The organism is Streptomyces sp. NPDC002403, assembly GCF_053593015.1.
Map to the genome: position 1 here is coordinate 1 of NZ_JBSFBQ010000046.1, position 10320 is coordinate 10320.

The 10320-nt window shown below is 70.7% G+C and carries 9 protein-coding genes; 5 read left to right on the forward strand and 4 right to left on the reverse strand.

Annotation, left to right across the window (positions count from 1 at the left end; all coding sequences use genetic code 11):
• Positions 1 to 72: 72 nt before the first annotated feature.
• The 3 genes from ACWCPY_RS33600 to ACWCPY_RS33610 all read right to left on the reverse strand — a co-directional run bounded on the left by ACWCPY_RS33600 (position 73) and on the right by ACWCPY_RS33610 (position 3280).
• Positions 73 to 1356: a GDSL-type esterase/lipase family protein gene (locus tag ACWCPY_RS33600; RefSeq protein ID WP_451271407.1), complete on the reverse strand. Its 1284-nt coding sequence runs from the start codon at positions 1354 to 1356 to the stop codon at positions 73 to 75.
• A 30-nt stretch (positions 1357 to 1386) separates the two neighbouring features.
• A complete protein-coding gene (locus ACWCPY_RS33605) occupies positions 1387 to 2394 on the reverse strand; it encodes an acetylxylan esterase (protein ID WP_451271409.1) in 1008 nt (335 codons plus the stop codon).
• Between the two features lie 154 nt (positions 2395 to 2548).
• Complete coding sequence (locus ACWCPY_RS33610) at positions 2549 to 3280, reverse strand: FadR/GntR family transcriptional regulator (protein ID WP_451271411.1); 732 nt, start codon at positions 3278 to 3280, stop codon at positions 2549 to 2551.
• 182 nt (positions 3281 to 3462) lie between these two features.
• Between ACWCPY_RS33610 and ACWCPY_RS33615 the strand changes: the two genes are divergently transcribed.
• The 5 genes from ACWCPY_RS33615 (at position 3463) to ACWCPY_RS33635 (ending at position 9988) form a co-directional block, all read left to right on the forward strand.
• Positions 3463 to 5058, forward strand: coding sequence for an ABC transporter substrate-binding protein (locus ACWCPY_RS33615; RefSeq protein WP_451271413.1), 1596 nt, complete (start codon positions 3463 to 3465; stop codon positions 5056 to 5058).
• A 92-nt stretch (positions 5059 to 5150) separates the two neighbouring features.
• Positions 5151 to 6101 carry an ABC transporter permease gene (locus ACWCPY_RS33620; protein WP_362453619.1) on the forward strand — a complete coding sequence of 317 codons (951 nt, stop codon included), beginning with the start codon at positions 5151 to 5153 and terminating at the stop codon, positions 6099 to 6101.
• 1 nt (position 6102) lies between these two features.
• On the forward strand, positions 6103 to 8070 hold the full coding sequence (locus ACWCPY_RS33625; RefSeq protein WP_451271416.1) for a dipeptide/oligopeptide/nickel ABC transporter permease/ATP-binding protein: 1968 nt from the start codon (positions 6103 to 6105) through the stop codon (positions 8068 to 8070).
• Positions 8067 to 9056: an oligopeptide/dipeptide ABC transporter ATP-binding protein gene (locus ACWCPY_RS33630; RefSeq protein ID WP_451271418.1), complete on the forward strand. Its 990-nt coding sequence runs from the start codon at positions 8067 to 8069 to the stop codon at positions 9054 to 9056. The genes ACWCPY_RS33625 and ACWCPY_RS33630 overlap by 4 nt, the downstream gene beginning before the upstream one ends.
• On the forward strand, positions 9053 to 9988 hold the full coding sequence (locus ACWCPY_RS33635) for a dihydrodipicolinate synthase family protein (protein WP_451271420.1): 936 nt from the start codon (positions 9053 to 9055) through the stop codon (positions 9986 to 9988). The genes ACWCPY_RS33630 and ACWCPY_RS33635 overlap by 4 nt, the downstream gene beginning before the upstream one ends.
• Positions 9989 to 10082: 94 nt before the next feature.
• Here the strand turns inward: ACWCPY_RS33635 and ACWCPY_RS33640 are convergent.
• Positions 10083 to 10320: LPXTG cell wall anchor domain-containing protein (locus tag ACWCPY_RS33640; protein ID WP_451271422.1), on the reverse strand; the 238-nt coding region annotated here is incomplete at its 5' end.

Here is a 10320-nt window from a genome sequence, read left to right on the forward strand (position 1 = left end):
GGCGCAACACCACGCTCCTGCCGCTGTACTCGCTGATGCTGGGCCTGCTGGCGCTACTGCTCGTGCGCGCCGCTACGGGATGCGCAGCGAACAGACCCTGCTGCCGCTGTCGAAGACCCGCAAGTCCTTGATCATCTTGAGTGCGAGGCGGTGGTGCCCCCGCTCGTCGGGGTGGAGCCCGTCATTGAGCAGCGACAGCGGGACCTGGCCGCCGTTGCTGTTCAGCCAGTCGTTGTAGTGGTCGATGAACACGGCGTTCTGCGCCGCCGCGACCTCGCCCATCACCTGCGCGTACCGCGAAAGACCCACCCGGCCGGGCCACTTGGCCGGATCGACCGGGTTGGGCGACTGGAGCACCGGAACCGGCGAGCCGGGCAGCGCCCGCACCGAGCGGACGAGCGAGACGAGATTGGCCCGGTAGGCCTCGGGGCCGAGACCCGACGTCGCGATGTCGTTCGTACCGATCATGATCGAGACCACCCGCGGCGAGAAGGCGGTGACCCGCTCCCCGAACATGGCGACGAGTTCGGCGCTGGTGGCGCCGCTCACGCCGGAGTCGATCACGAAGTCGCGGTTCTTCGGCTTGCCCAGCTCCCAGCGGACGCGTTCCGTCCAGTGCTCCGGGTAGCTGCGCCAGCCGTTGGTGTGCAGGGCGCCGTGGGTGATGCTGTCGCCGGTGACGACCCAGGTGGCGGGAGTGTCGCTGTTCAGGACCGTGGAGATCGTGCCGAGGTCGGCGAGGTCGGGGCGGGTGCTCTGTGCGACCAGTTCGGCCTCGCCGAGCACCCGGTCCCAGACCGCGGCCCGCTCGACGGTGCCGGTGCAGAACCACTCGCCGCCGGGGTGGTCGCTGTCGAGATTGCGGCCGAGAGCGAGCGCGCTCAGCCCGGAGACATCGGCGAAGAAGGAGTGGCGCGCGGTCGCGAACACCGTGCGTCCGCCGGCGTGGAGCCGGGTGCCGGAGGAGTCGACGGTGACAGCGACGGTATGCGGCAGACCGTCGTCATAACGCGTCCGGGTCATGACATTGACCAGCACCGAACCCTTCTCGCGCGCGGAGAACTGCAGGGCGCCGCCGCTCAGGTTCAGCGTGATGTTGGACGAGGGCTCGGTCGGGTCCGAGGCGCTGAGCAGGGTCATCGCCTCGTTGTGGCTGGTGGTGCGGAAGGTGACGACGATGGTCCCCGCGGTGAGCGGGGCGAGTGCGCCGACCCGGTCCGACAGGTCGACGTACTCGCTGCCGTCCAGGTCCACGGGGGTGTCGTGGTCCAGGAGCGGACCGCCGCCCGGAGCGGCGGCGAAGGCGCGGCCGCCGAGCGGGGCGCTCAGGGCCGCCGCGCCAGCGGCAAGAAGCATGGATCGTCTGCGCACGGAAGGTGCCTCCGGTCAGGAGTGGCCGGCCCGCCCCGACGGCGGGCCTGCGAACAGGGAACGCACCCAGGCCAGTTGCTCCCGCTGCTGATACGCCGTGCCGCCCTCGTGCCCGTTGAACTCGTAGACGCGTACGTCCTTGGGCCCCGCGTAGTGGTTGTACGCGGTGAAGCAGGTGGAGGGCGGACAGATCTCGTCCATCATCGCGATCGAGAACAGCGCGGGAGCGGTGGCGCGGGTGGCGAGCAGCGCCGCGTCGAAGTACGACAGGGTGGTGAACGCCGCCTCGGCGCGGTCGCGGTGGAGCTTCAGGTACTCGGCGATCTCGGTGTACGGAGGCCGGCTCGAAATGTCCGCGCCGCGCCGGAAGTTGCAGAGGAACGGCACGTCCGGCATCACCCCGGCCAGCCCCGGTACCAGCCCCGACACCGCCAGCGCGATCCCGCCGCCCTGGCTGACCCCGGTCACGACGATCCGGTCCGGATCGACCGCGGGGTGTTCGCGCACCGCCTCGACGCAGCGCACCGCGTCGGTGAACACCCGCCGGTAGTAGTACGTCTCGGGGCTCTCGATGCCGCGGGTGAGGAAGCCGGGCACGGTGCCGGCCGCGCCGGCGTCCGTATCGGCGGTGGAGCCGCCCGCGGCCGACCAGCCCTGACCGCGGGTGTCCATGATCAGGTGTGCGTGACCGGCGGACGCCCAGAGCGTGTTCTCGTGCGCGAGGCCGCGCCCCCGCCCGTAGCCGAGGAACTCGACCACGCAGCCGAGGGGTTCGGTGGCCACGGCCGGCAGGTGCAGCCAGCCGTGGACCGGACGTCCGGCGAAGCCGGGCAATGTCACATCGTAGGTACGGATCTGGGTGAGCCCGGTGTCCACGGGCGCGAACACCGGCTTCGGTACCGGGCCGCCGGTGGCGGGCGCCTCGCTCAGGGTGCTCGACCAGAAGGCGTCGAAGCCGTCCGGAACCGGCAGCTCGGGCCGGTAGCCGCGGCAGTCCGCGAGCGAGAGGTCCGTCAACGGCATGGAGGTGCCCTCCTGGGGTGCGCCGGGGGTGTGAACGCCGGGCATCGAGACAGAAGACGTCAGATGTCCTGGCGGCACACGGACCCTAGGCAGCCCTCGCGCCGGCCGTCAAGGGCCCGGCCGGCGGATCACGGCACGATCCGGACGGGAGGCCCTAGTCCAGGGCGCTGTCGCGGGCGCGGGCCTCGGAGATCCGGCGCCGGACCGGGGCGTAGTGCTCGCCCAGGGCCTTCATGAAGCCGGTGATGTCCCCGGCCCGTGCGGCGTCCACGATGTTCTGGTGGGCCGCGATCGTCGCCATCTCGTCGGCGTGCGTGAATCCGTCGAGATGCGGCGCGACGATCGAGTACACGTCCCAGAAGGCCATCGAGAGCTGGCCGATCAGTTCATTGCCGAGCGGTGCCACCAGGAGCGCGTGGAACGCCCGGTCCGCCTCCACGAAGCCGTGCCCGTCCTGGGCGCCGGTCCTGCGCATCGTGGTGACCAGGCCGTCCAGCCTGTCGAGCTGCTCCGGGCTGAGCAGCGAGACGATCCGGTCGGCCATCCCGCGCTCGAAGAGCTCGCGCACGTCGACGAGGTCGGCCATCACCTGGAAGTCGTCGTCGGGGGAGAGCAGTCCGCGGAAGGTCAGGCTCTCCACCAGGGCCGACAGGCTCAGCCTGCCCACGTATGTGCCGTGCCCGTGCCGCACCTCCACGATGTCCAGCGCGGCGAGGATCTTGACCGCCTCGCGGACGCTGGAGCGGCTGGCGCCGAGCGCCTCGCACAGGGCCGGCTCGGTGGGCAGCGGGTCCCCGGGGCGAAGACGCTTTTCGAGGATGTAGCGCTTGATGCCCTCGACCACTTCCTGCCGGAGCAGCTGCCGGCCGGGCTTCGCACCGGACATATGTGCACTCCCCACCTCTTGACCCCTCTCGATTGTCCAGCTACGTTCCCACGCTATCAAGGCATCAGACATCTGACGTCTGATGCTCAGGGCTTCCGATCCCTCGCGATCCTGCGCCCCGCCTCCTGCTTCCCCACCAGATCTCCCCCTCACGTTCCACCTTCGACGTCCCTGGAGGACCCGTGCCCGAGCTGAGACCAGCCGGTGTCGAGCGCCGCACCTTCCTGCGATACACCGGTGCTGTCGGCGCGGCAGCCGCCATCACGGCGAGCCTTTCCGCCTGCGGCGGGCCGTCATCGACCGCTGACGGCACGGCGGACAAGGGCAGCGGCAGCGGCCTGATCGAGGCCGGTCTCTCGTACCCCCTGTCGACCGGCTTCGACCCGATGATCACCTCGGGTGCGACCCCGTACGCCGCCAATATGCACATCTTCGAGGGCCTCGTGGATCTCGATCCGGCAACACTCGTGGCCCGTCCCGCGCTCGCCACCGAGATGCCGAAGAAGATCAACGCCACCACCTACCGGGCCACGCTCCGCGAGGGCGCCACCTTCCACGACGGGTCACCGGTCACCGCCGACGACGTGGTGTTCAGCTTCGAACGCATCCTGGACCCGAAGAACGCCTCCCTCATGGCGCAGTTCGTGCCCTTCATCGACACGGTGAAGGCCGTCGACGCCGGCACGGTCGAGTTCAAGCTGAAGTACCCCTTCGCGCTCTTCCCGTCCCGCATCGCCGTCGCCCGGATCGTCCCGAAGAAGATCGTCGAACCGGACCCCAAGGCGTTCGACGCCAAGCCGGTCGGCTCGGGGCCGTACAAGTTCGTCGAGGCGACCCGCGAGGACAAGATCGTCTTCGAGGCGTACGACAAGTACAACGGCGCGCACCCGGCCAGGGCCAAGAAGATGATCTGGCGGCTGATGTCGGACCAGTCGGCACGCGTCAGCGCCATGGAGTCGGGCCGCGTCCAGGCCATCGAGGACGTCCCCTACATCGACGTCGAGCGGCTCGCCGGCTCCTCGAAGACCGAGTCCGTGCAGTCCTTCGGCCTGCTCTTCCTGATGTTCAACACCGCCGACAGGCGGTTCGCGGACAAGCGCGTGCGCCAGGCACTGCACTACGCCCTGGACACCGAGAAGATCATCTCGACGGCGATGGTGGGCAACGCCGCAGCCGCCACCGGATACGTCCCCGCCACCCACCCCGACTACCACAAGGCCGCCACGGTCTACACGCACGACGTGGCGAAGGCCAGGCAGCTGCTCGCCGACGCGGGCGTCAAGAACCTCTCCTTCACCGTCCTCACCACCGACACCGGCTGGGTCAAGGACATCGCCCCGCTGCTGAAGGAGAGCTGGGAGGCGGCCGGCGTCAAGGTCACCCTCGACATCGCCCAGTCCCCGGCCCAGTACGCCAAGATCGACAAGGGTGCCTTCGAGGTGCTGGTCGCCCCCGGCGACCCGTCCGTCTTCGGCAACGACGCCGACCTCCTGCTGCGCTGGTTCTACTACGGCTTCTGGCCCGAGAGCCGTTACGGCTGGGGCAAGTCCGAGGCGTACAAGAAGGTCAGGCAGACCCTCGACAAGGCCGCCCGGGCCGCCGACGAGGCGAAGCGCAAGGAGCTGTGGGGCGAGGTCACCGACCTGGTCGCCGACGAGGCCGCGCTCTACCCGATCCTCCACCGCAAGCTGCCCACGGCCTGGAACGAGAAGGCGCTGCCCGGCTTCAAGCCGCTGCCCACCACGGGCCTCTCCTTCCTGGACGTCAGCCGCGCCTGACCGGCTCACGGCGCCCGATCGCCCGGCCCGGGACACCTGCCCTCCCCAGGTGTCCCGGGCCACCACACCGCCCAACCGCAAGGAACCCGACGATGGTTGCTTTTCTCCGGCTCGCGCTGCGCCGCGTCGCGATGATGCCGGTGATGATCCTCGGCATCGCGCTGCTCGTCTTCGTGGTGCTCCAGTTCTCGCCGGCCGACCCGGCCTTCAACGCGCTCGGGGAGAGCGCCACCCCCGAGGCCCGGGCGGCGTTCGCCGAGGCCAACGGCCTCAACGACCCGCTCCCGGTCAGGTACTTCCACTTCCTCGGACAGCTGCTCCACTTCGACCTTGGCATGACCGTCCCGCCGAGCCAGCCCGTGGTCGACCGGATCACCGCCGCCTTCCCGCTCACCCTCCAGCTGACCCTGCTCGGACTGCTCCTGGCGGTCGTGCTGGCCGTGCTGTTCGGAGTGACCGGTGCGATGTACCGGGACCGCTGGCCCGACCAGCTGTTCCGGGTGGTCTCCATGGCGGGCGTCGCCATCCCGTCCTTCTGGCTCGGCGTGCTGCTCATCCAGCAGTTCGCGCTGAACACCCGGATCTTCCCGACCGGCGGATACACCAACCCGGCCGACTCCTTCAGCGGCTGGCTCACCACCATGGCCCTGCCCGCGGTCTCGCTCGCGCTCCCGGTCTCCGCCTCCCTCGCCCGGCTCGTACGGACCTCGATGGTCGCTGAGCTCGACCGTGACTACGTACGCACCGCCCGCGGCAACGGCCTCCCGCCGCTGCTGGTGATCCGCTCGGTGCTGCGCAACGCGCTCGTCACCCCGCTGACCGTGCTCGGCATCAAGGTCGGCTACATGCTCAGCGGCGCCGTCGTCATCGAAGCGATCTTCGATCTGCCCGGCATGGGCAAGCTCATCCTCGAAGGTGTCACCGGCGGCGATGTCGCCCTGGTCCAGGGCACCGTACTGACCATCGCCATCGCGTTCCTGGTGGTCAACGTCATCGTCGACCTGCTCTATCTGCTGGTCAACCCCCGCATCAGGACGGTGTGACATGTTCGCCACCGGCCGTCTGGCCAACAAACTGTCCCGACCCGGCATCGCGTTCCGCGCCCTCCCGGTCACCTCCCGCATCGCCCTCGGCGTACTGATCGTCGTCGTCCTCGGTGCCGTACTCGCCCCGCTGTTCACCCAGAACCCGCTGACCACCGGCACCCCGGTGCAGGCACCCAGCGGCGCCCACTGGTTCGGCACCGACCGGGCCGGCCGCGACATCTTCGCCCGGGTCGTGCACGGCTCGCGCTACTCGCTGGTGATCGGCCTCGGCGCGACCGCGCTCGCACTGGTCGCCGGAGCCCTGCTCGGCTCGATCGCCGCCACCTCGCGCAGGCTCGGCGACGAGTCCGTGATGCGGACCCTCGACGTCGTGATGTCGTTCCCGCCGATCGCGCTGGCCGCCGTCCTCGTCGCGGTCTTCGGCACCAGCGTCCCGGTGATCATCTTCACCATCGCCTTCGTCTACACCCCGTCGCTGGCCCGTGTGGTCCGCGCCAATGTGCTCTCCCAGTACGGCGAGGACTACGTCGCCGCCGAGAAGGTCATCGGCGCCCGGCGCGGCTACATCGTGCTCCGCCACGTCGCCGTCAACTGCATGGCCCCGGTCATGGTGTTCGCCACCGTCATGGTCGCCGAGGCGATCATCTTCGAGGCCAGCCTCTCCTTCATCGGCGCCGGAGTGCAGGACCCCGACCCCAGCTGGGGCAGCGTCCTCGCCTACGGCCGGCAGATCCTCCTGGCCGGCGGCTGGTGGGCCACCTTCTTCCCCGGCCTCGCCCTGCTGATCACCGTCCTCGCCCTCAACATCCTCTCCGAGGGCCTCACCGACGCCTCGGCGGCGCCCAAGAGCGCCGGGCCCGCCACCGACCCCACCGCAACCACCGCGCCCGACCCGGTCGAGGCCGCCTCCGCCGTGGACGTCGACGCCGCCCTCGCCAGGCTCGCCGAGCGCGTCGAGGCCACCGAACCGACCATCACCCCGGTACGGGACGACGCCGCCGAACTGCTCGTCGTGCGGGACCTGTCGATCCGCTTCCCCGACCGCTACGGGCAGATCCCCGTCGTCGACTCGCTGAACTTCACCGTTCACGAGGGCGAGACCCTCGGCCTGGTCGGCGAGTCCGGCTGCGGCAAGTCCATCACCAGCCTCGCCGTCATGGGCCTGCTCGCCCGCAACGCCGAGGTCAGCGGCGAGATCCTGTACCGCGGCCGGAACCTGCTGGAGATGTCACCGAAGGAACGCCGGGCACTGATGGGTCCGGAGATCGCGATGGTCTACCAGGACGCGCTCTCCTCCCTCAACCCCTCCGTCCTCGTCGGCACCCAGCTCAAGCAGCTCACCTCGCGCGGCGGTACGAAGACCCCGGCCGAACTCCTGGAACTCGTCGGTCTCGCACCCGAACGCACCCTGCGCAGCTACCCCCACGAGCTCTCCGGCGGCCAGCGACAGCGCGTCCTGATCGCCATGGCGCTCTCCCGCGACCCGCGCCTGCTCATCGCCGACGAACCGACCACCGCCCTCGACGTCACCGTCCAGGCCCAGGTCGTCGAACTCCTCGTGAAGCTGCGCGACGAACTCGGCTTCGCCATGGTCCTCGTCTCGCACGACCTCGCCCTCGTCGGCGACCTCTCGCACCGGGTCGCCGTGATGTACGCGGGCCGTCTCGCCGAGATCGGCTCGACCCGCTCCGTACTCACCGGCCCCACCCACCACTACAGCCGCGGCCTGCTCGGCTCGGTCGTCTCCCTGGAGGCCGGCGCCGACCGGCTGCACCAGATCCGCGGCATCGTCCCCGCACCGCAGGGCTTCGGCGCCGGCTGCCGCTTCGCCTCGCGCTGTGACGCGGCCACCGACCTGTGCCGCACCACCGCACCCGAACTCACCGCACGCGACACCGCCAACGACCACGGCTTCGCCTGCCACCACCCGGCGAAGGCCGCACGACTGGAAGGGAGCGCCCGGTGATCAGGCTCGACGGCGTCCACGTACGCCACAAGGCACGCAGCGGCGGAGTCTTCCGCCGGGACGCCGTGCACGCCCTGACCGACGCCACCCTGGAGGTCGAGCGCGGCGAGATCGTCGGCCTGGTCGGCGAGTCCGGCTGCGGCAAGTCCACCCTGGCCCGGGTACTGACCGGACTGCAGAAACCCACCGAGGGCCAGGTCAGCTTCCACGGCCGAGACCTGTGGACGATGTCCGCGGCACAGCGCCGCGACGACTTCGGCTCCGCCGTCGGTGTCGTCTTCCAGGACCCGTCCACCGCCCTCAACCCCCGGCTCACGGTCCGTCAGATCCTCCGTGACCCGCTCGACGTGCACAGACGCGGCACCCGCGAGGAGCGCGAGGCTCGCGTCGAGGAACTCCTCGACCTGGTCGGCCTGCCCGGCCACACCCTTGCCGCGCTCCCCGGACAGCTCTCCGGCGGTCAGCGCCAGCGCGTCGCCATCGCCCGCGCCCTGGCCCTGGAACCGGAACTGATCGTCGCCGACGAACCGACCTCCGCCCTGGACGTCTCGGTCCGCGCCCAGGTCCTCAACCTCCTGGTCGACCTGCGTGAACGCCTCGGCCTCGGCATGGTGTTCATCTCGCACGACATCCAGACGGTGCGCTACCTCGCCGACCGCCTCGCCGTCCTCTACCTCGGCCGGATCGTGGAGCAAGGGCGCGCGGCCGATGTGGCGGGCGCACCCGTGCACCCGTACACCGAGGCCCTGCTCTCCGCGACCCCGAGCCTGCTGGAGACCACCGAACGCATCGTGCTCACCGGACCGGTGCCCTCGGCCACCAACCCGCCGTCCGGCTGCCCGTTCCGTACCCGCTGCTGGAAGGCTGACGACGCCTGCGCCACGGTCTTTCCCGCCGAGGCCGCGGGCCCGGACGGACACCGCTGGCACTGCGTCCACCCCCAGAGCCCCGCTTCCCCCGTACCGTCCGCAAGGAGCACCGCATGACCGCCCGGAACCCCCGCTACACCGGCGTGATCCCACCCGTCGTCACCCCGCTGACCGCCGACGGCGAGATCGACCGCCCCTCCCTGGAGCGGGTTGTCGGGCATCTGCTCGACGGCGGCGTCAGCGGCCTGTTCGCCCTCGGCAGCTCGGGGGAGACCGCCTATCTGACACCCGGCCGGCAGGACGAGGTCATCAAGGTCATCACGGCCGCCTGCGCCGGGCAGGTTCCGGTGCTCGTCGGAGCGATCGAGACCACCACCGGCCGGGCCATCGAGCGGGCCCGCGCCGCCGAAGCGCTCGGCGCCGACGCCGTCGTCGTCACCGCCCCGTTCTACACACGCACGCACGACACCGAGATCGACCGCCACTTCCGCGACATCGCAGCCGCCCTCGACCTGCCGGTCCTGGCGTACGACGTACCGGTCTGTGTGCACAGCAAGCTCGACCCGGAGCTGCTGCTGCCGCTCGCCGCGGACGGTGTGCTCGCCGGGGTGAAGGACTCCAGCGGCGACGACGGTTCGTTCCGCCGCCTGGCCATCGGTGCCCGCGAGCTCCCGGAGTTCTCCGTGCTCACCGGGCACGAGCTGGTTGTCGACGCGATGATGCTCGGCGGCGCGGACGGCTCGGTCCCCGGGCTCGGCAATGTGGACCCGCACGGCTACGTACGTCTCCACGAGGCCGCGGTACGGGGCGACTGGGCCGCCGCCCGGGCCGAACAGGACCGGCTGGTCGCGCTCTTCGACATCGTCCGTGCCGCCCGCCCCGGCACGGCGTCCGCCACCGCCGCGGGCCTGGGTGCCTTCAAGACCGCCCTCATGCTGCTCGGGATCATCCAGACGAATGCGGTGAGCGCGCCGATGCGCCGCCTGGACGCGGCCGAGACCGCCGGGATCGCGGCCTGCCTGGACCGTGCGGGGCTCGCCCGGATCTGAGCCGGCCCGAACGGAAGAACAGCGGTCCGTCGTCACAGCCCCGGCTGTGACGACGGACCGCTGTTCGGGATCCGCTACCTGTCGACCGCGTCGGTCAGTCCTTCGCGGCGCGAGTGCGGCGGACCAGCAGAGTGCCACCGAGCACCATGGCCGCGGCGGCCCCGCCGGCCATCCCCAGGTTGGCTTCGGCACCGGTGTGCGCCAGCTGCGGCGGCTCGTGGTGCGACGGAGTGTGGTGGTTCGGCGGCTGGTGGTGCTTGGGCGGGCAGTCCGGCTTGTGGTGGACCGGAGGCTTGTGGTGGGTCGGGGGCTTGTGGTGGACCGGCGGCTTG